A 26,904-nucleotide genomic window follows, 5' to 3' on the forward strand; every position below is an offset into this window, starting at 1 on the left:
GAAGCAGCCACTTCGGCTGCATTTCTTTTTTTCTCCCGCTAATGTTATACAAATTCTGGTTTGGAAATTATTTTTGGTGTACTGGTAAATACTAAAAATGGCTTGTTGATACTTATGCATTTCATTACAAGAGTTAGGTGAATAGCTTAAATGAAAAAGGAGAAAACTTAATGATCCTTAAAGACATATTGAAAGAAGCAATAAACTGGGATTTGCCGAAGGGCGTTGAACATATAGCCATAACAGGTGTAACCGATAACTCTAAAGAAATAAAAAAAGGATACCTTTTTGTTGCCGTTACCGGATATAAATCAGATGGCCATAATTACATTAAAGATGCAATACGTTTAGGGGCAGCGGCCGTGATTGGCGATCGTGATATTAAGGGTTTGGAAGTTCCTTTTATACGAGTGGAAAACAGCCGTAAAGCATTAGGGCTAATCGCCAAAAGGTTTTATGGGGATCCCAGCAATCAAAAAATAATGATAGGAATTACGGGTACAAATGGTAAAACCACGACAAGCTATATGCTTCAGCAAATATTAGAAGAGAATGGGCTAACCTGTTCCGTCATTGGTACGATACAGCATATTATCAATGGAAACAAAGTCGATTCCCATAATACGACTCCGGGTACCGTGGAGTTGAATTCCTTGCTGGCAGCCAGTGAGGACATGGTTGTCATTATGGAAGTGTCTTCACATGGATTATCTCAATACCGTTTAGAAGGAATTGAATTTGATTTCTGCGTCTTCACGAATTTGTATCATGACCATCTCGACTTCCACGGTACGATGGAGGATTATTTTCTGGCAAAATTACTGCTTTTTGAAAAATTGAAACCTAACGGTCTTGCGATTATTAATGGGGATGATGCCTGGGGAGAAAAACTACAAGAATACTTACGGGTAAAGAAGGTCAGTGCCTTTGTATTTGGAAAATCCAATCGCTGCGATTTGACCATCACCAATTATAATCCTGCAACAAACCCTTTTATTATATTGAATGAGAATCATGATTTTGTGAAAATTGAGTTACCTTTACCTGGACTTCATAATTTATATAACGCAACAGCTGCGTATTCCGTAGCGAAGATGTTTTCAATTTCAAAAGAGGAAATTCTCACTTCACTAAAACAATTTACCGGTGTGCCAGGTAGGTTCGAAATGTATAAGAAAGAATTTGGACCGACAATAGTCATCGATTATGCACATACTGCGGATGCCATTCATCACATGCTTCAAACTGCCAAAGAATGCGGTGCCAAAAAGATTTATCATATTTTTGGTTTCCGAGGTGGACGAGATACTACCAAGAGGGCTGAAATGGTTAAAATATCATCTGAACATAGTGATGTTTCAATTTTGACGATGGATGATCTGAATTCGGAGGGGATTGAGGTGATGGAAACGTCACTAAATAAACTGCAAAGCGATTACTCTGCTGGAAATGGGAAGGTTATTCCAGATAGGACACTTGCTATACAGGAGGCGTTACAAACGGGGGAGGAAGGGGATTGGATTATCATTACTGGTAAAGGAATTGAGAGGTATGAACAAAATTTCGGACTGCCCACCATTTCTGACAAAGAAACGGTATTATATCTTCAAAATAAGGACCAAGGGGATTTTATCGGTTATTTTGATCAATAGTTTGATTCTAACGAATGCTTTTAAAAGGCAAAACCGCAACCATTCGCTTCTAGGTGATTTATATGGAGATTATTACCGTTGTAACATAGGAGGACTTCAAGTATTATAACAATACAAGCTGCACTGTTCGTAATGATAATAAAGTTTTAACCTTTAAGCTGTAATAGGGAGTTTTATATTGAAACAGGAATGTTATGCCTCGTCACTGACTTGGACAACAGGATTTTTTCTGCAAACACCCACTTTGAGGAGTGGTGGTTTAAAACTTTCTTACTGAATACGGCAATGGCGGCTTAAATCTTTCATGTTGAAACCGGTCTCGGTCTGAGGCCGGTTTTTTGCTGTTTTCGATTACTGTATCACAGGAATTGTATGTAACGCTTCGATTTAAAAAATTACATGTCTCGGGGACATTTACTCTTGCTTGGTATACCGGTTGGCATAACTTGAAGCAACGAAAGCATTGGGTTTAATTTTTGGTTCCACGCCCATGGATTCCATTCTGGCCACCATTTCTTTTACAAACTCACTGGTTTTGTTCCGCTTCCCAATCCCGATATCAATGTGCCCTTCCATCGTGAACGTTGCCCCTTGATATATCGCAGGCAGGACAATATCGATTAACTGATTTTTTCTTTCTTCCGTAAACATGGATACGATCTCCTCTGTTAACGACAATTCTTGGGAAATTCGTTCATGTAAATGCAGCATCCTTCTAGGAATCATCACTTTTCTTATACAACCCCATACACCATTTCCGACCTGGCGTATCACGATGCCTGTAATGAAAACCGTATGTTTTTTATGTACTTGCGAATCTGTACCGACCATTAATCGATAGTTACCGGAAGGATTCAATTTCATGAACTCAACAATATGAACGAATACCTCTTCAAATGACATGTCTTTTTTCTGAAGATTTTGAAATGGGATGTTATGAAATGGATATTGCATCATATTATTGCACCCAACCTTTCCCGGATATAATCAGATTATTAAAAACTTCATGCATCTCATATCACATCATATGAAGGGGTTCCTTGTTTCGTGCGGTGGTAAGAGCCCGCCCTCTTATGAAGGTACAGTTATCGTAATTCTTCAGGATCATTATAAAATGGAGTTCTTATAAAAATGCAAAATCCTATATGAATAGTCTATTGAGGAAATCGATTCGTAACACAGACGAAATTAATAGAATATATGGAATGAGCATTCAGTAGAAAGATGTTCGGTGTCCGGCTTATTGATTTCTAGTATACATGTTATGTTAAAAAGTGGAGTTTCTAGCTAAGAAAACCTATGTTTAGGCCACTCTTTCCGTTTGTAGACAAAAGGGTTTCTGCCTTTCTGATAAAATAAATTGGATTGGAACGGAACGTACGAAACTCCTGCGGGGAAAGCGCACCCTACATGCGTAAAGGAGCCGAGGGCGGACCGTCCTCGAAAAGCAAGTAACTGGAGTGGAAACTAACGGACAAATATTAAAACTGTAAATAAACTCCATCCTACAGTATGGTTGAGAAGCTTAAGCATTAGCTTTTCTCTTTTTATATGGAATATTACGAAAAAAATTTATTGGAGTTGCCTTTTTGTATCTCCGCCTCCATAACTGAGATGCTAAACATTACATCACCTAAGTAAACCACAATATCTTTCAATTTATATAAGTAAAAGGAAATGAAATTATTAAATTTTGACCAATATCTACATTAAAGTATTAACATTTAATAACTTACAAAAAAAGTGTGTAATGTTTTCTTACATAAACAAAGAAATCTGGCATTTATAAGAGTAAAATAAACGAATATTCAATTAATAAAGTATGGGAGAGATAAAAAATGAAAGTATCTGAATTGAAAAAAAGCGGGCATGCTCCTTCATTATTAGCTTCATTCCTTTATTTTGATATCAGTTTTATGATTTGGGTATTATTGGGTGCACTCGGTGTCTATATTACGAAGGATTTCGGACTTTCCCCAGCTGAAAAAGGCTTGATTGTAGCTATTCCGATTTTGGGAGGCTCGTTTTTTCGAATCGTCCTTGGTCTTTTGACGGATCGCATCGGCCCGCGGAAAACAGCGATCGGCGGGATGCTTGTTACGATGATTCCGCTTTTTTGGGGATGGTTATTCGGAGAAAGTTTAGCCGAGCTTTATTTAATTGGGATTTTGCTCGGAGTGGCAGGTGCAAGTTTTGCTGCAGCACTCCCAATGGCTAGTCGCTGGTATCCCCCGCATTTGCAGGGTCTTGCGATGGGCATTGCGGGAGCCGGTAACAGCGGAACTCTTTTTGCGACATTGTTTGGACCGCGCATCGCAGAGTCTCTTGGCTGGCATAATGTTATGGGATTAGCGTTGATTCCTTTAACCATCGTGTTTGTCATTTATATTTTAATCGCAAAAGACGCACCATCTCAACCGCCTGCAAAACCACTCAAGGAATATTTCAATGTATTTAAACTAACGGACACTTGGTATTTCTGTATTCTATACAGCGTGACTTTTGGGGGATTTGTCGGGTTTACCAGCTTTTTAAGCATCTTTTTTGTTGATGAATATGGGTTAACACGAATAAGGGCAGGAGAATTTGTTACATTATGTGTCATAGCCGGAAGTTTCTTTCGTCCCGTCGGAGGATTTATTGCCGATAAAATAGGTGGAGTTAAACTGCTTATGTTTTTATTCATTGGACTCACATTATGTATGTTTGGGATTAGTTTTCTTTATCCTCTAGCTACCGTCACGATCCTACTGTTCATCGGAATGCTATTTCTCGGTATGGGCAACGGTGCTGTCTTTCAGTTGGTTCCACAGCGATTTTCTAAAGAAATTGGTTTTATCACAGGGATAGTAGGAGCTGCCGGAGGGGTTGGCGGATTCTTGGTTCCAAACATACTAGGTACGTTGAAACAGATTACTGGGACATATGCTACAGGATTTTTAGTATTTTCCGCAGTTGGAATCATGGCGTTGCTTATCCTGGGTCTAGCTCAGCTTTCATGGAGAAAAACGTGGGTACTCGGAAAGAATTCAGTTAAGATCTAGAACTTTGCTTCCAAGTTATCTTGGTTTGTTTGACTACTTGTTTTGGGGGGATAAAATGAAAAAACAAAAACTGGTCTTAGTAGGGAACGGAATGGCGGGATTACGATGTATTGAGTCAATTATAAGTAAAGATCCTACTGCCTTTGAGATTACTATTTTCGGAAGTGAACCACACGTTAACTATAACCGAATCTTATTGTCGAACGTGCTTCAAGGCAACACTTCGTTTGAAGATATTGCGATAAATGATCGAAACTGGTATACGAAGAATGATATCCAATTGTTTACAGGGGAAACGGTTGTAAAAATCGAGAAAGAGACTCGGAAGATAAAGACAGACAAAGAACGGGAAATTTACTACGATAAGCTGATAATTGCCACAGGTTCTACCCCATTTATTCTTCCTGTTACGGGTGTTGATAAAGAAGGAGTTATTGCATTTCGGACGATTGAAGATTGTAAAAAGATGATTGAAACTTCACGCAAGCATAAAAAAGCAATCGTCATCGGAGGTGGTTTATTAGGTTTAGAAGCAGCGAGAGGTTTGTTAAACCTTGGTATGGAAGTGAATGTCGTTCATATTGCTGGTCATTTAATGGAAAGGCAGCTTGATTCAACGGCATCACTTTTGCTGCAAAAAGAGTTGGAAAACCAGGGAATGAATTTTCTTCTAAATAAGGAAACACAGGAGATAATCGGTAACGAGCGTGTAGAGCGCGTCCGTTTTAAAGATGGAACGGAGCTGGAAGCAGATTTAATCGTTCTGGCTGCGGGAGTCAGACCGAATATTCAGTTGGCCAAAGAAAGCGGAATTGATACAAATCGTGCCATTATTGTAAACGACTATTTAGAAACCAGCATCCCAAATATTTATGCTGTAGGTGAATGTGCTGAACATCAAGGGATTGTTTATGGATTGGTGAAACCCCTGTTTGAACAAGGTGAAGTGCTGGCAAAGCATATTTGTGAGATGAAAGGTAACGGATACCAGGGTTCGGTCCTTTCGACCCAGTTGAAAATATCAGGAGTTGAGTTATTCTCTGTTGGAGATTTCCTTGGTGATGAAACAACGAAATCAATCACAACTTTTGATGAATTAGATGGTGTTTATAAAAAAGTGGTCTTTCAAGGAAGAAAAATCATAGGTGCGCTCCTGTATGGAGATACAAAGGTCAGTTCACGATTACTCGATATGATTTTAAAGCGGCAAGAAGTATCATTAGAGGAAAAGCGTGCACTGTTCCAATCAACCAGTACGGCAGAGGGATTAATCGCTTCTATGGCAAATCATGAAATCATTTGCCATTGTAATGCTGTTTCAAAAGGGGCAATCATTGAAGCTGTTCAAAATAAGGGATTAACAACAGTCGAACAAGTTAAACAATGCACTAAGGCTTCCGGTTCTTGCGGTGGATGTAAGCCGGCAGTGACGGAGCTTTTGGCATATATTCAAAGTAATCATTGTGATCAGACTAAGAAACAAAAGACATTGTGTTCATGTACGATATTAACGGAAGATGAAGTCGTGTATAAAATGCAGCTCCAAGACTTAACATCTGTTCAAGAAACGATGGATGTTCTTGAATGGGAAAATAGCGAAGGCTGTTCAACTTGCCGGCCAGCCCTAAGCTATTATTTAGGAATGATTCACCCAGAGTACGAGATTAGACAGCAAACTCTTTTCATAAACGAAAAAATGAATGCAACAGTTCAAAGTGATAACCGATACTCTGTTATCCCGCAAATGTACGGCGGGATGACGAATGCGAAACAGCTGCGAAAAATTGCATATGTTGCAGAAAAATATGATATATCTCAGGTGGGTGTAACAAGTGAACAAAGGATTCATTTAATGGGTGTGAGAAAAGGAGATCTCCAAGATGTGTGGGCAGATTTAGACATGCCATTAAGTTCGAAATATGGTAACACCGTTCATAACGTCAAAACATGTATAGGTGAACATTTTTGCGCTTGTGATAAACAGCAATCCCTTATACTTGCTGTTGGTTTGGAAAAAAGATTGGAGCATGTATCGGCACCCTACCGTATAAAGATGGGCATTTCTGCTTGTATGCATAACGGTGCAGGATCAACAACGAAAGATATAGGGGTTATGGGCATTGACAGGGGCTGGGAAATATATGTGGGCGGAAGCAGCGGGCGTAATATACGTGCCGGTGAACTGTTATGTGTAGCTGGGACAAATGAAGAAGCAATTGAAACCATCATCGGTTTTATTCAATATTATCGAGAAACAGCCAATTACTTGGAACGTACTTGGCAATGGATTGAACGGGTGGGGTTAATTCATGTTAGAGAAGTATTATTTGATAATGAACTTAGTCAGCAACTAACTCAACGATTGTAAATGGCGTAGGTCAGAAAATGCACGACTGAGATATACGGATGAATGTTTTGTACATGAAAAAATCCAAAGAAATCCATGATTAAAGGATGAGGTGCCTTGACTGAATTATTATTAAAGTATTTCCGCACGAAGCAACAGGAGGTCCAATCTGAAAAACGTTATGATACACAATGTCCATTTTGCAGCATGCAATGTAAGATGCAGCTGTTGGAACAAATGATAGTGACAAGAAAAAAGTATTTGACGATTGGAAAAGACAATCCAACCTCAGAGGGCCGCTTATGCATTAAAGGAATGAATGCTCACCAACATGCATTGCATAACGAACGAATTAAATACCCACTATTAAAAAAAAATGGTGAATTCATTCGGATATCTTGGGAGGAAGCATTAGATCACATTAAGGAGAATTTCACTAGGATTCAAGCGGAAGATGGTGTAAATGCATTATCTGTTTATGGGAGTGCCTCCATTTCAAATGAAGAAGCATATTTGCTTGGTAAATTTGCAAGAGTAGCTTTAAAAACAAAGTATATAGATTATAATGGCCGTTTGTGCATGTCTGCAGCAGCTTCAGCGGCAAACCAAACATTTGGTATGGACAGGGGTCTAACCAACAGTTTATCAGAGGTTCCATTCACAAAGTGTATTATCTTGGCCGGCACGAATATTGCGGAATGCCAGCCGACAATCATGCCGTACTTTGAGAAAGCGAAACAAAATGGGGCATTTATTATTGCTGTAGATCCGCGAGAAACAGCAACGACGAAAATGGCCGATTTACATCTAAAGGTAAAACCAGGGATGGATGCCGCCTTGGCAAACGGATTATTGAAAGTGATTATTGAAGAGGGTCTTACTGATGAAGCATTTATCCGGGAACGTGCAAATGGCTACAACGAAGTTAAAGAGTATGTTACATCTTTAAAGCTGGAGGAAATTGCAGAAATGACAGGGGTTCCTAGCGACCAAATTCAAAAGGCGGCTGCAATGTTCGGGAAAGAAGAATCAGGAATGATTTTTACAGCAAGAGGCGTTGAGCAGCAAACAGATGGTTCGGCTGCCGTCCGTAATTTTCTTAATATTCTTATAGTTACAGGGAAAATCGGAAAAGTGAATTCGGGCTATGGTGCTATTACTGGACAGGGGAATGGGCAAGGAGCAAGAGAGCATGGACAAAAGGCAGACCAGCTGCCGGGATATCGTATGATTGAAAATGAGGAACACAGATTACACATTGCAAGAATATGGGGAATCGATGAAGCTGATTTGCCACGTAAAGGTGTCTCGGCATACGAAATGATAGAAAAGATAAATGAAGGTGAGATTACCGGCATGTTTTTAATGTGTTCCAATCCAATTGTTTCAAATCCCAATGCTACCTTTGTCAAAAAGGCTTTAAAAAAATTAAAGTTTCTTGTCGCAGTGGATATGTTCGTTTCTGAAACCGCTAGATTGGCTGATTTAATTTTACCTACTTCATCTTATTTAGAGGATGAAGGGACGATGACAAATTTAGAAGGACGGGTAACGTTGCGGGAAGCCAGTTTTTCATTACCTGGGGAAGTGAAGCATGATTGGCAAATCATTTGTGATATAGCAAAAGCTCTTGGAAAAGGGGAGCATTTTCCCTTTCAATCTGCAAATGAGATTTTTGAAGAATTAAGAGGGGCAAGCCGCGGGGGAACCGCTGATTATTATGGTATAACGTATGATCGATTAAGGAAGGAAGGAGGCCTTTTGTGGCCATGTCCATCCATTGACCATAAAGGGACAAAAAGGTTATTTGAAACTTCTTTTGCCCACCCAGATGGAAAGGCGGCCATGGTTGTGGTTAATAATGTGCCCCTTGTTCCAAAAGAACAGCCATGTACGGATTTCCCCCTTTATTTAACAACGGGAAGAATCATGGCACATTATTTAACAGGAGTACAAACAAGAAAAAGCTCATCATTAGCCGCAAGAAACTTTGAATCATTTATGGAAATTCATCCGGAAACAGCAAAGAAATATCATATTCCAGACAATACTTTGGTGAAAATCGAATCAAGGCGGGGAAGTATTGTTGTAAGAAGCAAATGGTCAGCAACCATCCGCCATGATACTATATTCGTTCCTTTTCATTGGGCAGACTCACAAAATGTCAATCACCTTGTTTCACAGGATTTAGACCCGACATGCAAAATGCCTGGCTTTAAAGTCAGTGCTGTAAAAGTACATCCTATAGTTGAGTTAACATCTAATTAAAGGGTTTTTCCTTCCGTTCATCATAACTTTTTTTGGTTCAATCATAATCGAAAAGCAGAGCCTGACCACTCATTATTCCACAGCAAATGAAGTTTACATGACGAACAACAAAAGGGGGAGGATGGAAAAAGGTTAGGTCAATATTGTTAGTGCTGGACCTGGTGATCCGGACTTAATTACTGTCAAGGCAACCAAATGCATCACAGTGGCGATCGTTACAAGAGAACAGGTTGGCACACCCGACATGATTGTAATAGTCGAAGCGGTGAAGTTGTCCGAGAAATTATCATGGTATTCAGACAACACAAAAGATAAGGCGTTCGCCTAGAAGAGGAATGTCTGGTAAGAAAAACCTTACTGTTATGAGGATGGAAAACTGGACATGAAAGTCATCATGTCCAGTTTATCAAACTTAATTGCTATTTTATCAAGGCAAGGTGAAATTGTGACCTGGTTAATTCGAAGTCTGGAATATGGGAAATTATAGGATTTATAGAATCGGCTAATAATTCCGGTAGCTTAGTTAATATCAATTACGTAATCCAAAATGCGCATTTAATTGACCCTGCAGCATTTTTTTTCGCATTTTTTCCTGTTCGATTTTTCTTTTCTCTTTTAATTTTTCCTGTCTAATTTCATTGGTTTGCACTCCATCCTCTATTTTATCGGCGATTTCCACTAATGCCTTGACGTCGGAAAAAGAGTATTTACGGTTACCACCCTTAGACCTTTCGGGGAAAACGAGTTTTCTTTCTTCATAATACCGAATTTGTCTATCGGATAGTCCGGTTAATTCTCTGACCACTCCTATGGAAATTACTTTTCTGTCTATATAAGATTCTTTTTGCTCGACGATGAAAATCACCTCATTTTTGATTTATTCTTGATCAACAAAGATATTATATCCTAATTTTCTGAATATTTGTAATAAAAACTAACATTAATTATTAATTTCACAAAAACCATGTTAGATAATATGACACTATCGTTGTTATAAAAAGTGACCTCACCTATAATCATACATATAATCCTTTCAAAAAAATCTTCTTATTGGGGGACGAAACATGGCTAAGCAGAAATTGGCACTCATCGGGAATGGTATGGCTGGAGTAAGATGTATAGAAGAAATTTTAAAAATTCAACCAGAACGGTTTGAGGTGACTGTCTTCGGAAGTGAGCCACATCCGAATTATGATCGAATCCAACTATCGAATGTATTGCAAGGGGCCACGACGATAGATGATATTACAATAAACGATTGGAACTGGTACAAAGAGAACAATATTACACTTTTTTCAGGAGAAACGGTCACAAACATCGACACCATAAAGCAAATCATATATTCAGACGCAAATCGTGAAGTCGAATATGATCAATTAATTTTAGCTACCGGATCAGTCCCTTTCATACTACCGATAAAGGGAGCTGATAAAAAAGGAGTGACAGCCTTTCGAAATATTGAAGATTGCGAAAAAATGATTGAATATTCAAAAAGTAATCGAAAGGCTGCAGTCATTGGTGGAGGGTTACTGGGTCTTGAAGCAGCCAGGGGCCTTTTGAATCTAGGTATGCAGGTGGAGGTTATTCACCTTTCGGAGTATTTGATGGATAGGCAGTTAGATCCAACAGCAGGAAAAATGCTGCAAAGGGAGCTTGAAAGCCAGGGAATGAATTTTCATCTTGGAAAACAGACCCAGGAGGTCCTCGGTGAAAATGATGTCAAAGGAATACGCTTTAGTGATGGCCAGGAAATCAACGCCGATTTAGTGGTCATGGCAGTTGGGATAAAACCAAATGTTCAAATGGCCCAAAATTGCGGCATCCCTGTCAATCGGGGAATTATCGTGGACGATTATATGGAAACTAAGATCCCGAATATTTATGCGGTTGGTGAATGTGCGGAACACCGTGAGAGGGTGTATGGTTTGGTCGCTCCCCTCTATGAACAAGGCAAAGTATTAGCCAAAAGGATTTGCGAGCTGGAAGGCAAAGCATATGAGGGTTCAGTGCTGTCTACTAAGTTAAAAGTATCTGGTGTTGATGTATTTTCGGCTGGAGAAATCTTCGAGGATGAACATGCCAAGTCAATCAAGGAATTTAATGAATGGAATGGAACATACAAAAAAGTAATGATTCGAAATGGGAAAATTTCTGGTGCGGTATTATTCGGGGATACAAAGGAAAGTAATAATCTTTTGAGCATGATCAATAAAAATGCCGACGTTTCAGAATATCTAAACGTTGGAACGGGAGGGGAACCCAGCGTTAGTCTTGTCGCATCGATGGCATATGAAGAAATCATCTGCGGTTGTAATGGTGTAACGAAGGGCGATATTGTGACGGCTATCGAATCTAATGGTTTAACAAGTATGGAGGAAGTAAAAGGCTGCACAAATGCTTCGAGATCATGCGGGGGATGTAAGCCGTTAGTCGCTGATATTCTCGATCTGACGTTGGGCGCTGAATTCAGTGAATTACCCCAAAAGGAATCCATATGCACGTGCACCACTTTATCCAGAGATGAGGTTGTTTCTGAAATACGCGAAAAAAACCTGACCCATACTCGGGAAGTCATGAATGTTCTCGGCTGGAATACAAGTGATGGATGTTCGAAGTGTAAACCGGCACTGAACTATTACTTAGGCATGATCCATCCTGTTGAATATGAAGATGAAAAGGAATCCCGCTATGTCAATGAGAGGTTACATGCAAATATTCAAAAGGATGGTACATTTTCTGTTGTGCCAAGAATGTATGGGGGCGTCACTAATCCTGATCAATTACGGAAAATAGCTAATGTTGCCGATAAGTATAATGTTAAGTTACTTAAGGTTACAGGAGGGCAAAGAATAGATTTGTTCGGCGTTGAAAAAGAAGACCTTCCAAAAGTATGGGCTGACCTGGATATGCCTTCTGGATATGCTTATGGCAAAACGCTTCGAACTGTGAAGACATGCGTCGGTGAAAACTTTTGCCGCTTTGGCACTCAAGATTCCATTGGGCTAGGCATTGCCCTGGAGAAAAAATTTGAACGTGTAGGCACACCGCACAAGGTTAAGATGGCCGTGTCGGCATGCCCTCGTAATTGTGCTGAATCGGGTATAAAAGATCTTGGTGTTGTCGGTGTTGACGGTGCATGGGAAATTTATATCGGCGGCAACGGCGGAACCCATTTAAGAGCTGCTGAATTATTATGCAAAGTGAAAACAAGTGATGAGGTAATTGAAATTACGGGTGCATACATCCAACATTATCGAGAGACTGCCAATTATTTAGAAAGAACATCTGTCTGGGTTGAGCGGTTAGGATTCGATACCATAAAGGCAATTATTGATGATAAGCAAAAAAGGAATGAGCTTAATCACCGTTTAGAGGAGGCATTATCGGTATTGCAAGAACCGTGGAAAGAAATCATTGAGAGTCATGCAATCCAAACCGATTTATTTCAAAAAGTGAAAATTCCAGCTATATCATCAAATAAATGAATAGGGGGGAAGCCTACATGGGGAAAACACTTCAAAAGGTAAAAGTTTCAAAAGTAAATGAAATGCCAAAAAACTTGGGGAAAACAGTAACCATTGGCCCTTATGAAATTGCTCTTTTTCATTTAGCAAATGGGGAATTCCGGGCTATTGAAAATCGTTGCCCACATAAAGGTGGAGTTCTGGTGGAAGGCATTGTTAGTGGTGATCACGTCTTTTGCCCGATGCATGACTGGAAAATCAGTGTCAGTAATGGAGAAGTCCAAAAACCAGACAATGGTTGCGTTAAGACATTCAATGTTGAAATAGAAGAGGGTGATGTTTATATTGTTTTATAAAAATGTAGATAACCCGCGACTCTGGATGGAATCTTTATAGGACTATCCATCAGACTGTAGATAAACTTGATGAAAATCGAGTTTATCTACAGTTTTTTTAGGGTTTGTAGGATTTGAACGTTGCCTCCAGGCACTCGCTTTCCGCGCAGGAGTCCCGTACACGAGTTTCAATCAACTTTTTTAAAAATTTAGATAGAACCCCTTATGTCAACAAACTGCTGGATAGTCCCTTAGCGAACTACCATTTTTTCTTTTAGGGGGTACGGACTAAATTACCTTGAGTAAATAATTGATAAATATTTCCAAAACAAATATAATTTCTAGTAAAGGAATGACTTTATTAACCAAATGAATGTAAGCGATTTCGACTAGAAATGTTTATAAAAGAATAGGGGAAAGGTTGACGTTTTTATGAACAAATTATCTGTTGGCGCATTTACCTTTATGCTGTATATTGGCCCTTTATCAAGTACTTCACCTGGAATAGCAGAAGTAAAACCAGATTACAAACTTTATGTGATGGCCCCATTAGGGGAAATAACAGATTGGGAAACATTTGAAGCAGAGCTGACCCAGTTAAAGGATAATGGAGTATATGCAATTACGACAGATATCTGGTGGGGATTAGTCGAGAATAAAAAAGATAATCAGTTTGATTGGTCCTATTATAAAAAATATGGGGAAGCAGTGAAAGCTTCCGGTTTAAAATGGGTGCCCATCTTGTCTACACATCAATGCGGAGGTAATGTGGGGGATGATTGTAACTATCCCATCCCGAGTTGGCTATGGAATAAAGACACTGCGGAAAATATGTCATTCAAGAGTGAAAGTGGTTTCTGGAATAAGGAAGTACTTGCTCCTTGGTGGGAAGGCACTGCCGATCAGTACAACGAATTATATAAATCCTTTGCAGAGAACTTTGCTGACAAGAAGGATCAAATAGCCAAAATATATCTAAGTGCAGGACCAGCAGGGGAATTAAGATACCCCTCCTATCAAAATGCTGATGGCTGGGATTATCCTGAAAGGGGACAGCTTCAAGTTTATACAGAAGGAGCGAAAAGTGATTTCAGGCTTGCCGTGAGAGAAAAATATTCAACGATAAAAAAATTAAATGCTGCTTGGAGCAAAACGTATAAAAACTGGAATGAGATTCAGCCGCCAGGAAACGGGGATGAATTTTTTACCAGGGGCGGAGCAATCGATACACAATTTGGATTGGATTTCATGCAATGGTATCAAGGTGCACTCGAAAAGCATCTTGCAAAAATCTCTGGATTTGCCCATAAACATTTTGATAAAGTCTTTGGTGTGCCAATTGGAGCTAAAATCTCAGGAGTCCATTGGAAAATGAATGATCCAGTATTGCCGCATTCAGCAGAGTATAGTGCCGGGTACTATAACTACTCCCAATTATTGAATCAATTCAAGAAATCAAATATGGCCCTCACGTTCACATGTTTGGAAATGGGGGATCAAGATGCACATACTGCACCATCCTATAGCGCTCCTAAAACGTTGGTGACCTATATTGCCTCTCTAGCTAATGAAAAAGGAATTTCCTTAAACGGGGAAAACGCACTCCGGCTGATCAACAATGAAGGGGGCTTTGACAATCTAGCAGAAATGGTTTTTAACCATGATTTTGAGGGATTTACCTTGCTAAGGATGTCCTATTTATTCGACGATGAAGGAAACCCAACAGATGAGTTCAGGATGATGGTTGATAAATTGGAAGGCAAGTCGATTCCAGTTACATTCACAGTTGAAAATGTACCTGCAACAAAAGGAGTTTACTTAATTGGGGATAGAGGAGAAATCGGCAGATGGAATCCTGAAGATTACGAATATAAACTCACTCAAATTACAGAAGGCACTTGGAGTGGCACATTTCGTTTAGCTGCAGATCGATTCTATGAATTCAAATTCATCATGAAAGGGGAAAATGGCAAGTTCACTTGGCAAGAAGGGGAAAATAATAGTTATAAAACTCCTTTGAATGGAGAAGGAAACTATAAAACTTCATGGTGAATGAGGAAATGGTGTCTTTCATTTTGCAAGTATAAACATTTCTATCTAAACTTTAAAACCTCAAAAAAACTTCCGCCGATTGTCTCCAAAGCGACTGTGGGGTCTCGGCTATCAAGTTATTCGTAAATTTCTTCAATCTATTCAGGGTTTCATCCATATAAAGAAGTAAAAAAACAAGAAGGGTAATTAAGTTTACCTTTGAATCATGGTTGTGAGCGCATTTCGAACCTCCTTTTTTCGACAAAAGGGTTTCTATCTAAATTTGTAAAATGGATTTTATTGGAGCGGGTGTTCTAAGAATCCTCCGCGAATAGCGTGTCCAAGGGAGACACCATAGGCGCAAGAGCGCAAGGATACTCTTGCATCCCCGCGGAAAGCCAGTGCTTGAAGGCAACGTTCAAATTCTAGAAGTATGACTAACTTAGCGGAACTTGTGGGAAGAATATAAGGTATTGAAACTCATCACAAGTTGGGGGATAAAAAAATCCTGGAGCCAAGTACACTGTATATTTGCGTACTGTCCCCAATATTGGGGACATATAATTTTAAGACTTATATGGTCTGTACTTACATTAAGTAGACATGTGGACTATTTTTAGGACAAAACAACAAGAAAGGGAGGAATTAAATGAAGACTATGATTACATGGACAGGGGAAATGGCTTTTTCTGGCACAACTCCGTCGGGACATGAAATAAAGATGGATGCTGCCGAAGAGGTAGGAGGAAAAAATAGTGGAGCAAGACCCACTGAGTTACTTTTGCATTCTCTTGCCGGGTGCACAGGTATTGATATTGTAATGATTTTAAAAAAAATGCGATTTGAGACAAAGGCCTTTCAAATAGAAATAGAAGGGTCACGATCAGAAAATCATCCTAAACGGTTTACCGATTTTCATATTCACTATTTATTGGAGGGGGATCTTCCTGAAGAAAAAGTGGTCCGTGCGATTCAATTATCTAAAAATACGTACTGTTCAGTATATCACTCATTAAATGCCAACATTAAAATGAGCTATTCGATAAATGGTGTTAAAGGAAAACTAGGCTTATAACGTTTAATTTGAGGCTAACATTCATTAACCATTTGTTTATACTTTCATACACAAAAAAGTAGCCTTCATTGGTTAACGGAGGCTGCTTTTTTGTGCTTTTTGACTGAAATAAGCATCCATGCTTCAGGATATCATCTATATGTGCAAACCTCACAAGTAATCCCTCTCTATGTTAATTAATCCAAAGCGTATTCTAAAGAAACAATCAACGTTCAATTTCTTTTCAGGGTAAAAGAACTCCATTTTCCGGAAAGAAAGGGTTTAATTGGTCAGCAAGTAATCAAATTGTAATCGTTTGTCATTGGAATACCCTTGATGTTAGGAGTTTATCCATATAAACTTTATATACTATTGAGGAGTGGTTAAGTTGAAAGAGATAACAATTGACAAATTAATTTTTAAAGATCATTTATCGATGATTGAACAATATTCATTGAAAGATTTCATGTTTAAGTGGCTCGGCAGCCCCGAAGAAGGATTAGATGATCTTCTTCCGCTTAAATACACAGATCAAGTTTTTGCAAAAATGGAAACGACAATAGAGACAAAAATAAAGATCCACGGTGATGAAACCTTCAGATATGTCACCATTACAGAAGATAACCAAATTGTACTAGGGGGCTTAGACTCGAATCAAGAGTTAAAGTTTAGAATTGTTTCCCTTGAAGAGCGTTTGAAAAGCTATTAAAAATTTAATGATTAGTCTTGTAAACTTTTCAGAATGAATCATATTATCAGATAAAAATATAAGCCGTTCCTTTTTATTTAAGGAATGGTTTTTTATTTTTTTCATCTCGTTAAGAACAGCGTCAAATACCATTTAGGCCCTGAACTGTTACTCGAAAATAAAGAAAGATATTGCCATATGCCAGTTAATCGAGGAATCCTTTACATATATATATTTGGATTAATTCAACAAAATATAAACATGTATTGATTTGTCTTAGTGTATTATAAAGTAATGAAGTCGATTAAAACATTTGGGGGGAATTGAGATGAGCGAGGCGTGGGCAAGTTCAATAAAAACTCTTTTGAAAGAAACGTTTGAGGGCCCTGGAAGTGAAGGGAGCTATTATACTGAATCAAGACCGAATACAGGGGTTTTTGGGACACTTGATGGGTTAACCGCAGAAGACGCTTCACGTTCCATAAATGGCTCAACCATTGCTGCTCATGCTGACCACATACGGTATTATTTATGGGTGATTCGAACAATGATCAGCGGTGCAGACTTCGAAAAAGATTGGGACGCATGTTGGACCATTACTCATGTTGATGAGGTGAAATGGGCAGAAATCAAGGAGGGATTACAAAAAGAATATGTAACTCTTTTCGCAGAAATCGATACAATCGATTTAGGGAAATGGCTGACAAATGTAAATGCGACCATTGCCCACTCGGCTTATCATCTTGGAGCGTTACGGCAAATGTTAAAAAGCCTTGAAATGGAAAAATAATTTAACATACATATATGTCAGTCAGTAGACATATGTGATTCATAATGATCTCACCCGAACATGAAATTAATAGAAGACATATAGGCTTACGCATTCCAGCCAAAAAAGAAATTTACTGCACATACAAGGGTACCCTTTGTTTTTTGCTGAAAGGGTTGTTTTTCTTGAACTAGAGAGTGCTTATCTTGAATAAGGTTTAATTAAAGAACTACATCAAAACCATCTAATAAAAATAGTGTATTATCCATTATAAGGAGCTTTTTTGTTACCCCATAAAAGTCCAATTTCTCAATTTTGATACTGAGAAATTGGGCTTTTCATTCTGGAATTCCGATTTAGGGAAATGGCTGACAAATGTAAATGCGACCATTGCCCACTTGGGTTATCAACTTGAAGCGTTACGGCAAATGTTAACAACTTAGCTAGGTTAGGACAGGTTAGGCATTCAGAAATACACAGCTTTTTGTAGGTTATTGTTAGATTGTGTCAGATTATACTAAGAATTCTTTGCAATTTAGAGGGTTCAAGCCCTAATTGGAGAAGTATATTATCATGATGTGTTTAGCCGAGGAAAATGGACTGCAAGGATTTTGACGTAGAAGGAGGGTTCTTAATTAAAAAGCAACTGTTTAAACTATGTATATTTTGCTATATAATTTTTGTTCAAACGTTTTGGTCCCCAGCGGTTTTTGCTGAACAAAAAACATTTATTATTGCTGGAGAAAGTGCTCTTCCTCCATTTTCATTTGAAAATGAAGCTGGTGAGCTGACAGGGATCAATATTGATTTAATGGAGGAAATAGCAAAATATAATGACGTAGATTTCAAATATATTCCGATGAGGATGGAAGAAGCCGAAAAAGCCTTAAGTAATGGAACAATTGATGCAATTGTTGGAAGTATCTATAATACCGAAAAAGATAACCAACTTGATTTCACACAATCCTATTTTACAATGTCCCAATCAATAATCATTCCTAGTGAAAGGAAACAGGATATTCATGCGTTAACGGATCTACGTGATTCACATGTTGTCCTTGATCATAACACTCCAGTGATCAGTACATTTCTCAATATGAGGAATACAAATTTAACGACCGTTTCGAATCAATACTCGGGTATTTTAACATTATTGAACAACCGTGCAGATGTATTCATCGGAAACAAATGGACTGCAGATTTCTATTTGAAAAAGTTCCGCCAAGAAAAGAATTACATCATTCTCGATGAAGTCATTGAACCTGCGGATTATACGATTGCCGTGAAAAAAGGGAATCAATCGCTTCTTTTCATGATGGACAATACACTCACAGAACTTAAAGCAAACCGAAATATCAATGGGATAATCGATAAATGGGTCATCCCACAATCCAATCAAAAAATTGCTAGGCTGGAGCAATTCATATTTTGGTTGATCATAATCTTAACTGCAGGTGCCCTTATCCTATTATTCATTTACATATGGAATCACAGACTAAAAAAATCCGTTCATAACCAGACGTTAAAATTACATTTATTGAATAAGCATTTAGAGAAGCAGCGGCAAAACATCGCTAATGCTGAAGCGTTCAAAGATCAAATCTTAAACAATATCAATAATGGCATCATAACATTCAATCTCGATTTCATGATTACCAGCTGCAACGCAAAGGCATCGGACATTCTCAACATTTCCAAGGAAATGATTCCGAATCTTATGAATCATTCGCAATTAATGAAGAATTTCGAAGCTTTACATCAAGAACAAAATGAGATTAACCGTACGGGTTCTTTTCGGATCTTGGTTGTTAATGAGGAAAATGAACAGAAGGTAATTTCATATTCGATGCATAAGATGTTCAATTCTGAAGATATACAAACCGGATACTTGCTTTCAATGAATGATGAGACGGAAAAGAAAACATTGGAGAAAAAATTGGTCACACAAGAAAAACTTCACGCTCTTGGACAACTAGTTGCAGGTGTCGCACATGAAATCAGGAATCCTTTAACATCGATTAAAACATTCATTGATTTACTTCCGAGTAAATATGATAATCCTCAATTCCGACAAGTTCTAATGGAACACTTGCCTACTGAAGTTAACCGTTTGAATGCGATTGTTACCGATTTAATTGAATATGCACGTCCGCGTCCCCCCAATATTACAAATTGTCACGCTAATGAACTTATGTCATTACTTGCTTTTCATAAGGTGACAATGGAAAAAAACCAAATAAATTTTGAGCAAACGATTGAGGAGGACCTTATTTTTTATATAGATTTACAACAAATTCAACAGGTCCTTCTTAACTTGGTGTTGAATTCGATTCATGCTGTTGAAGAAACAAAGGAAAAGACCATTAAAATCACCATTGAAAAAGAGAAAGAAAAGACAGGGCGGATTACTATATCCGATACGGGAAAAGGGATGAAACAGGAGGAACTGAACCATATTTTCGAGCCTTTTTTCACAAATAAAGAAAAGGGCGTCGGTTTGGGACTTACGTTATCTTATAGGCTAATTAAAGAAAATAATGGAGATATCCATGTAAAAAGTTATCCTAATTCAGGAACGGAATTCACCATTTTACTACCTTTATATATCGAATAGAAGCCTGGAAAGAGGAGGGGTAATATGAATATGCATGTATTGGTGATTGATGATGAACCTGCTATTTGCACCGCTCTTAGCTTTGCATTGGAAGATTCTTATCAAGTCTTGACAACTACTGACCCGGATGAGGGTCTTCGAAAGATCGACAATCAGCCTTTTGATATTGTGTTACTTGATTTGAGAATTGGAAATAAAAGCGGACTTGATATCCTGCAAAAAATTAAGCAAACAGCACCTAACGTGACAGTCATCATGATGACTGCCTATTCTTCCATTGAAACTTCCATCGAGGCCATAAAAAAGGGGGCCTACTACTATATTGAAAAGCCAATTAATATAGAAGAACTTTCTTTGCTCTTGATGAGGGCAGCCGAATTCAAACAGATGTCCAATCAATTAGAGACATTACATGAAGAATTAGAGATGCAAAAGGGATTTGGTAACTTCCTTGGTAACAGCAAGGCGATGCAGCGTATTTTCTCAATGATTGAAAGAGTGAAAGATATTGATTCCAGTGTTCTTATCACGGGTGAAAGTGGTACTGGAAAGGAGCTTGTAGCCCGAAACATCCATACGTTAGGAAGAAGGAAAAACAATCCAATTCAGATTGTCAATTGTGCAGCAATTCCTGAGATGCTGCTCGAATCTGAATTGTTCGGTTATGAGAAGGGAGCATTTTCCGGTGCAACACAGAGAAAGGAAGGGAAATTCGTTGCTGCTAATGGAGGCATCCTTTTTCTGGATGAGATTAGTGAAATGCCCCTTCCTCTACAAGCCAAGTTATTACGAGTATTGCAGGAACGGGAAGTGACTCCTCTGGGATCCAATACAAAAATCTCATTGGATGTCCGTATTATAAGTGCAGCCAATAAAAACCTGGAACAAATGGTGATGGAAGGGGAATTTAGGGAGGATTTGTATTTCAGGCTAAATGTCATTCCGATCTCGATGCCGCCTTTAAGAAATAGAAAAGAAGATTTACCGATCCTTATGGATTATTTTATAAAAAAGCACGCTAAGGATATGAATCGTGAAGAAAAGATGTTCTCGGCAACTGCACGTCGGATTTTACTGGATTATCATTACCCTGGGAATGTCCGTGAGCTTGGTAACATTATAGAATATGCTGTTGCCCTATCAAACTCGAAAAGAATGGAAGAAACCGACTTGCCGCAATATGTTCAAGAACAGAAGTTCATTTTCCAGCCGGATGGCAATGACGACGATTTTAACAGCTTCAGGATTCCCATTGGCATTTCGATGAAAGAGATAGAAGAAAAAGTCATAACGGCCACTCTTCAATACTGTAAAAACCATCGGCAAAAAACAGCTCAAATCCTAAAAATTTCTGAAAGAAGCCTTCGTGATAAAATCAAGCTCATTTCAAAGGAAGAATAATGGGCTTCATATTGTTAACCGGCAATTTTTTCTGGATAACCGGAAAAAATTGCCGGTTTATACTTGTATAGCATCCAAAAAATCGGCAAGATTTGCGTTATAGAGCAGAAAATCGACTTGGCATGGTATTTGCATATAAATTCATTAAGAAAGGAGGGCCACTATGAAGAATGAAGCACTCTTTATAAAAGTCGCTTTGTTATTTTGTTTTATGACAGGTTGTTCTTTTATGAATGAGCAGCAGGAAATATCTAAACCTGCTACCACCTTGATTCAGAGGCAACTATCTTCTGGAGGACAGGATTTAAATAATAGGATGCTAATCATTGGAACCGGAGATATGACAGGGGTTTATTTTTCATTAGGACAAAGATTATCAAATATGTATGAAAAATATAATGGAGCTGTATCAGGTACCCAGGTAACCCAAGCTTCCATAGAAAATACTGAATTGGTTAGCCGCCATCGGGCAGAAATTGGTTTTACCACAGTGGATGTGCTGGATTTGCCTGAAACGGATAAATCCAAGTTAAGAGCTTTAACGGCCCTATATTCCAACTATGTTCAAATTGTTACTACTAAACAAAATGATATTCATTTCTTAGAAGATTTAGTTGGTAAACGCATTAGTGTGGGGACGGCAGGAAGCGGTACAAGGCTGATTGCAGAGCGGATACTGTTAGAATCTGATTTACCGACTGATCAATTGAATTTATCCTATCTTTCTTTTTCTCAATCTGCAGAAGCATTACGAAATGGTACCATTGATGCAGCTTTCTTTTCTTCGGGAATTCCGAATAATGAAATCGCTTTCATATCCGATCAGACGGAGCTAGCTTTCATTCCAATTCCGGGAGACATCATTGAACGCCTTCAAAAACAATATGGAGTGTATACTCATAATGAAATTCCCAGAGATACATACAGGGGGATGAAAAAAAATGTCCAAACGATTTCAATTAAAAATGTCCTGGTAACCTACAAGGAAATGTCTGACACTCATGCTTACAATCTTGTGAAAACATTATATGAACATCTGCCTGAACTGCAGCATACACATCCGGCTGCTTCTGATATTTCAATAAATGAAGCAACTAAACAAGTTCCACTTGAATTTCATCAAGGCGCCATGAATTATTTTACCGAACACGGAATTATTGAAAATCAATGAAAAACGGGAGGTAATGAACATGAAAAAACTGATGAGTCTTTTATCCATAATAGTATTGATCGCTCTTGCAGGGTGTGGGAATCCTACTCCGCAAAAGCCAGGGGAATCCGTACAAACGAGTGCAGGTGAAAAAGGAGAGAAAAAAATAACGATAGCCGGTAATGGCGGAGTCATTGAAAGTGCCATCCGAGATGTGATCGCACCAAAGTTCAAAGAAGAAACAGGAATCACTGTTAATTATATTTCCGGTTTATCAGGTGAAATCCTCTCCAAAGTGGAATTACAGAAGAACGCTCCGCAAATTGACGTTGCCTTTTTTGTACCGGTTGATGTAATTCGCGCTAAGGAGAAGGAACTGATCGTACCAATTGATGAGTCTAATGTTCCCAATATGAAATCGGTTGATCCACGTTTCATTCCGGTTGAAAATGCTGCCGCGCCAGCATTCGGCTTAGTCATTGCACCAGCATATAATACGGAAACCTTTAAAAAGAAAGGGTTAAAATCAATTGATTCATGGAATGATCTTGTCTCACCTGATTACGAGGGTAAAACGGCATTTTCAGATATTACGAATGACTGGGGCTTCAATACCCTTAATGGTCTGGCTATTTCAAATGGCGGCAGTACGGAAGACATGGAACCAGGTCTTGAAAAGGCAAAAGATCTTGCAGCGTATTCCAATACATTTTATAAAAATTCAACGCAAATGATGCCAGCAATCCAACAAGGAGCTGCTGACGTAACGGTAATGGGAAGTTATTCCATAGGCGAACTGGCCGTTTCAGGCATTCCCATTAAGATGGCCGTGCCTAAAGAAGGCGTGCCGCTTCAAGCTTTCAGTGCTGGTCTAGTGAAAAATACACCTAATAGTAAAGAAGCCCTAGAATTCATCAACTATGTAGTCAGTGAAGAAGCGCAAGCATTAATTTCAGAAAAAGGATTTTATCCGACGGTAGAAGGCATGAAAATTCCAGAGAAATATGAAGAGTCAATCGGACTTAAAGCAAGTGATAAAACATTCAAACCTGATTTCGTCAAATTTGCCGAGATCCGTGCCGAGGTGTCAGACAGATGGGCGAAAGAGGTTACTCCTGAATTAGGGAAAAAACTCAAATAAAAAGGAGCGTGTTATCACATGGAAGTATTAAGAAAAGATGTGGAATTTAATAGGCAGCACCTGGAGGCAGTTCAAGGGCTTGGTTCAAATAAAAATGATGTAGAAATAAGAGGTGCGTATAAACAATTTGGAACGAATGTTGTCCTGAATGGTATCGACCTGGAGGTGAAACAAGGAGAGTTACTCACTCTTCTTGGGCCTTCAGGGTGTGGAAAGTCCACAACCTTGAACCTCATTGCAGGGTTCCTCGATGCAGATCGGGGCGAGGTCCATATTAAAGGAAATAATGTTACGAAGGTTCCTCCTTATAAGCGAGATTTAGGAATGGTTTTTCAAACGTATTCTCTTTTTCCTCATATGACAGTCTATGAAAATCTCAGTTTTGGCTTGAAACTGCGCAAGGTCGGTAAAGCTGAGCAAAAAAAGAAGATAAGCAAAGCGCTTGAATTAGTAAAAATGTCAGGATTGGAGAATCGGTATCCAAGGGAATTATCAGGGGGGCAGCGTCAGCGTGTTGCTATTTCAAGGGCACTTGTAGTGGAACCGGAGCTGCTTTTGCTTGACGAACCGCTTTCAAACCTTGATGCAAAGTTGCGTCATGAACTCAGGGCCGAGATAAAGCGCTTACAAAAGGAAATTGGCGTAACGACCATTTTTGTGACCCATGATCAAGAAGAAGCTCTATCCATGTCTGATCGAGTCGTTGTCATGAATGCAGGGAAAATTGAACAAATCAGTACTCCTACTGAGATTTACAATCACCCCAAGACAGAATTCGTCTTTCAATTCATCGGTAAATCGAATTGTTTTGAAGGGAATGTTTCTGCTGTGGATAAGCGGAAAGTTTCAGTCAAGATCGGTTCTGACATCACTAATGTCGACGTAAATAACATCATGGGAAATGATAGTGATTTGAAAGCCGGGGATGAGGTGAAGATTTATATTAGACCAGAAAAACTGCAAATTGTTCCTGCTGATCAAAAATCTTCATCCTTATTGGATTTCCACCGTGCTAAGATTAGCCAAATTAACTATCTGGGTACCTCATGGGAAATCAATGTTCTATTACAGGGGAAAAGTATTCAAGTATTGACGACCGCTTTTGATCCATCATGGCAAAATGGAAGTGAGGTGTTGATAGGATGGAGCCCATCAGAAGTTATGCTAGTCAAGAAATAGAACAGGAAACGAATCCTATTGAGCCGCAAAAGGAACCTAAAATCAAGAAAAGGAAAGTCTGGGTGCCAGGATTACTCCTTTTAACGCCGATTCTACTTTTCATATTTGGTTTCTTCGTCATACCGATGTTATACATTTTATATTTAAGTTTCATATCAACAGATAATCTTGGGGGAGCGGATGCAGTGTATAGCCTGAAAAACTATACACAATTATTTTCCGATAGTTATTACTTATCTTCTTTATGGCTGACAGTGAAAATCAGTTTATATTCGGTCTTGGTTGCTTTATTTCTTGGATATCCGGTAGCTTTGACGATGGCCAAAAGTTCAGCGCGGATCAGAGGGTATATCACTCTCTTGATCGTGTCACCGCTCTTGGTAAGTATAGTTGTCCGTAATTTTGGCTGGTACCTATTACTATTGCCTAACGGGACGATTAATCAAACCTTGATGGCCCTCGGCATTATAGATGCACCATTGAAACTATTGTTTTCTGAAATCGGGGTTGTAATTGGGCTATCCAATGCATATCTTCCATTCATGATTTTATCCATCGTTGCGAGTCTTTATAATATCGATCCTTCTCTGGATAAGGCAGGAGCAATACTTGGCGCAAGCCCATTCAGAAGGTTCTTTTCCATTACGTTGCCGCTAAGTATCCCTGGTATCGTATCTGGCTGCATTCTAGTATTCAGTTTGTCAATGAGTGCTTATGTTACGCCTGCGTTAATGGGGGGGGCCAATGTACCCGTGATGCCAGTTGTCATCTATGATCAAATAAATAACCTGCTGCATTGGACTTTCGGGTCTGCTCTTTCCTATATTCTATTAGCAACCACTGTCATATCAGTAACCGTCTTTACCAGAGTCTTTGAAAAAGGGAAATTCAAGGAGGTATTTCGATGATGAAAACGTTTGGCGGCCTTCGGATTGCTGTTGCCGTGTTGGCCATTATCTATATCTTGATACCGCTCATTGTCGTTATTCCCGCATCTTTTACAAGTGCTAATTATCCAAGTTTTCCGGCTGAAGGCTTCTCACTGCAATGGTATGCCAAGATTTTGGAGCGTCCTGAATTTTTGGAAGCATTTTTGAACAGCGCAAAGTTCGCAGCATTTGCTGCCCTTTTCTCCGTCCTATTCGGAACTTTGGGCGCCCTTGGCATCGCAAAGTATGATATACCGGGAAAATCGTATATTACGGCCCTTTTAACTTCTCCATTAAGTGTGCCGCAATTAGTCTTAGGGATTGCACTTTTAATGTACTTTACACCAATGATGCTTGCCGGTACGTCTACAGGATTTTTAATTGCCCATATCGTCATTTGCATACCATATGTTATGCGGCTCGTATTGACCGGTTTAAGTGGATTTGATTATAATCTCGAACGGGCTGCAGCCATACTTGGAGCGAATCCACTAACGGTATTCATGAAAGTGACACTGCCGCTAATTGGATCAGCGGCCATCTCAGGGGGATTATTCGCATTTTTGACATCATTTGATAATGTAACGGTGTCACTCTTTATGGTATCACCGGAAATGAGAACGCTGCCGATCGAGATTTTCTCGCAAATGCAGGATGCCTATAATCCAATCGTTGCATCCGTGTCAAGCGTAGTTATTTTCATATCAGTACTTCTCATTGTCATACTAGAAAAAATTCAGGGTGTTGGGAAAGTTTTTGGTGGTTCCCATCATACAAACGGTTAAAACGATATAAAAGGATGGAGAAATCGATTATGCTGCTAAGCAGGGTTTTTTGA

Annotated in this window: 19 protein-coding genes and 1 other RNA gene; 18 read left to right on the forward strand and 2 right to left on the reverse strand. The window is 39.0% G+C overall.

Translation table 11 applies throughout. The features are described 5' to 3' along the window. Window positions 1-170: 170 nt before the first annotated feature. Window positions 171-1,652, forward strand: a complete 1,482-nt coding sequence (locus IOC57_RS12605; RefSeq protein ID WP_207439057.1) for a UDP-N-acetylmuramoyl-L-alanyl-D-glutamate--2,6-diaminopimelate ligase — start codon at window positions 171-173, stop codon at window positions 1,650-1,652. A gap of 112 nt (window positions 1,653-1,764) precedes the next feature. After that, window positions 1,765-1,951: non-coding RNA, 6S RNA (ssrS, locus tag IOC57_RS12610), on the forward strand. A 115-nt stretch (window positions 1,952-2,066) separates the two neighbouring features. Here the strand turns inward: ssrS and IOC57_RS12615 are convergent. Then, a complete protein-coding gene (locus tag IOC57_RS12615; RefSeq protein ID WP_207439058.1) occupies window positions 2,067-2,609 on the reverse strand; it encodes a ribonuclease H-like YkuK family protein in 543 nt (180 codons plus the stop codon). 881 nt (window positions 2,610-3,490) lie between these two features. Between IOC57_RS12615 and IOC57_RS12620 the strand changes: the two genes are divergently transcribed. From IOC57_RS12620 to nasC, 3 genes are all read left to right on the forward strand, one after another. Continuing rightward, window positions 3,491-4,696 (forward strand): nitrate/nitrite transporter, encoded by a 1,206-nt coding sequence (locus tag IOC57_RS12620; protein WP_207439059.1) that lies wholly within the window; start codon window positions 3,491-3,493, stop codon window positions 4,694-4,696. 55 nt (window positions 4,697-4,751) lie between these two features. Further along, window positions 4,752-7,064 (forward strand): nitrite reductase large subunit NirB, encoded by a 2,313-nt coding sequence (gene nirB / locus IOC57_RS12625; protein WP_207439060.1) that lies wholly within the window; start codon window positions 4,752-4,754, stop codon window positions 7,062-7,064. Between the two features lie 96 nt (window positions 7,065-7,160). After that, the gene (gene nasC, locus IOC57_RS12630; protein WP_207439061.1) at window positions 7,161-9,311 is read left to right on the forward strand and encodes an assimilatory nitrate reductase catalytic subunit NasC; all 2,151 of its coding nucleotides are present in this window, start codon (window positions 7,161-7,163) and stop codon (window positions 9,309-9,311) included. Between the two features lie 529 nt (window positions 9,312-9,840). Here the strand turns inward: nasC and IOC57_RS12635 are convergent. Further along, on the reverse strand, window positions 9,841-10,167 hold the full coding sequence (locus IOC57_RS12635) for a MerR family transcriptional regulator (RefSeq protein ID WP_207439121.1): 327 nt from the start codon (window positions 10,165-10,167) through the stop codon (window positions 9,841-9,843). A gap of 208 nt (window positions 10,168-10,375) precedes the next feature. Between IOC57_RS12635 and nirB (IOC57_RS12640) the strand changes: the two genes are divergently transcribed. From nirB (IOC57_RS12640) to IOC57_RS12700, 13 genes are all read left to right on the forward strand, one after another. Beyond that, a complete protein-coding gene (gene nirB, locus IOC57_RS12640; RefSeq protein WP_207439062.1) occupies window positions 10,376-12,796 on the forward strand; it encodes a nitrite reductase large subunit NirB in 2,421 nt (806 codons plus the stop codon). A gap of 17 nt (window positions 12,797-12,813) precedes the next feature. Next, a complete protein-coding gene (gene nirD / locus IOC57_RS12645) occupies window positions 12,814-13,131 on the forward strand; it encodes a nitrite reductase small subunit NirD (RefSeq protein WP_207439063.1) in 318 nt (105 codons plus the stop codon). Window positions 13,132-13,542: 411 nt separating this feature from the next. Next, window positions 13,543-15,162, forward strand: a complete 1,620-nt coding sequence (locus tag IOC57_RS12650; protein WP_286184808.1) for a family 14 glycosylhydrolase — start codon at window positions 13,543-13,545, stop codon at window positions 15,160-15,162. Window positions 15,163-15,790: 628 nt separating this feature from the next. After that, window positions 15,791-16,216: an OsmC family protein gene (locus IOC57_RS12655; RefSeq protein ID WP_207439064.1), complete on the forward strand. Its 426-nt coding sequence runs from the start codon at window positions 15,791-15,793 to the stop codon at window positions 16,214-16,216. 367 nt (window positions 16,217-16,583) lie between these two features. Further along, window positions 16,584-16,904: a hypothetical protein gene (locus IOC57_RS12660; protein WP_207439065.1), complete on the forward strand. Its 321-nt coding sequence runs from the start codon at window positions 16,584-16,586 to the stop codon at window positions 16,902-16,904. Window positions 16,905-17,211: 307 nt separating this feature from the next. Beyond that, window positions 17,212-17,673, forward strand: a complete 462-nt coding sequence (locus IOC57_RS12665) for a hypothetical protein (RefSeq protein WP_207439066.1) — start codon at window positions 17,212-17,214, stop codon at window positions 17,671-17,673. 574 nt (window positions 17,674-18,247) lie between these two features. After that, window positions 18,248-20,266, forward strand: coding sequence for a transporter substrate-binding domain-containing protein (locus tag IOC57_RS12670; RefSeq protein WP_207439067.1), 2,019 nt, complete (start codon window positions 18,248-18,250; stop codon window positions 20,264-20,266). A gap of 24 nt (window positions 20,267-20,290) precedes the next feature. Beyond that, entirely contained in the window at window positions 20,291-21,667 is a 1,377-nt protein-coding gene (locus IOC57_RS12675) for a sigma-54-dependent transcriptional regulator (RefSeq protein WP_309487702.1), read from the forward strand. Window positions 21,668-21,830: 163 nt separating this feature from the next. Continuing rightward, the gene (locus tag IOC57_RS12680) at window positions 21,831-22,838 is read left to right on the forward strand and encodes a TAXI family TRAP transporter solute-binding subunit (protein ID WP_207439068.1); all 1,008 of its coding nucleotides are present in this window, start codon (window positions 21,831-21,833) and stop codon (window positions 22,836-22,838) included. A 19-nt stretch (window positions 22,839-22,857) separates the two neighbouring features. Continuing rightward, complete coding sequence (locus IOC57_RS12685; protein WP_207439069.1) at window positions 22,858-23,958, forward strand: ABC transporter substrate-binding protein; 1,101 nt, start codon at window positions 22,858-22,860, stop codon at window positions 23,956-23,958. Between the two features lie 18 nt (window positions 23,959-23,976). After that, window positions 23,977-25,137 (forward strand): ABC transporter ATP-binding protein, encoded by a 1,161-nt coding sequence (locus IOC57_RS12690; RefSeq protein WP_207439070.1) that lies wholly within the window; start codon window positions 23,977-23,979, stop codon window positions 25,135-25,137. Further along, window positions 25,101-26,045 carry an ABC transporter permease gene (locus IOC57_RS12695; protein WP_207439071.1) on the forward strand — a complete coding sequence of 315 codons (945 nt, stop codon included), beginning with the start codon at window positions 25,101-25,103 and terminating at the stop codon, window positions 26,043-26,045. The genes IOC57_RS12690 and IOC57_RS12695 overlap by 37 nt, the downstream gene beginning before the upstream one ends. Continuing rightward, a complete protein-coding gene (locus tag IOC57_RS12700; RefSeq protein WP_207439124.1) occupies window positions 26,045-26,851 on the forward strand; it encodes an ABC transporter permease in 807 nt (268 codons plus the stop codon). The genes IOC57_RS12695 and IOC57_RS12700 overlap by 1 nt, the downstream gene beginning before the upstream one ends. Window positions 26,852-26,904: the final 53 nt, after the last annotated feature.

The organism is Bacillus sp. SD075, from assembly GCF_017355165.1.
GTDB lineage: Bacteria > Bacillota > Bacilli > Bacillales > DSM-1321 > Peribacillus.